General features: G+C 47.7%; 1 protein-coding gene. It reads left to right on the top strand.

The annotated features are described in order from the left end of the window. A partial coding sequence (locus R8N47_RS28025) for an SDR family oxidoreductase (protein WP_318186461.1) occupies positions 1-258 on the top strand: 258 nt, incomplete at both ends.

The following is a 258-nucleotide window of genomic DNA, read 5'->3' as shown; positions in this document are numbered from 1 at the left end:
AAAAAAATCGCCTGCATCTCTTCAAAAGTCGGGAGTATGACGGAGAATACATCGGGTGGCGGCTATATTTATCGCTCGTCAAAAGCGGCACTCAATTCCGTAGTCAAAAGCTTAAGCAATGACTTAACGCCTGACGGTTTTACTGTCCTTGCTTTGCACCCTGGTTGGGTACGCACCACAATGGGTGGGCCAAATGCACTTATAGATGCAGAGACATCAGCTCAAGGGCTGGCACAAGTTATTGACCAAAGCACCGTT

This window comes from Vibrio sp. 2132-1 (genome assembly GCF_033344315.1).
Note: the sequence above shows the minus strand (reverse complement) of the source record. Positions and strands in the feature narration are given on the sequence as shown.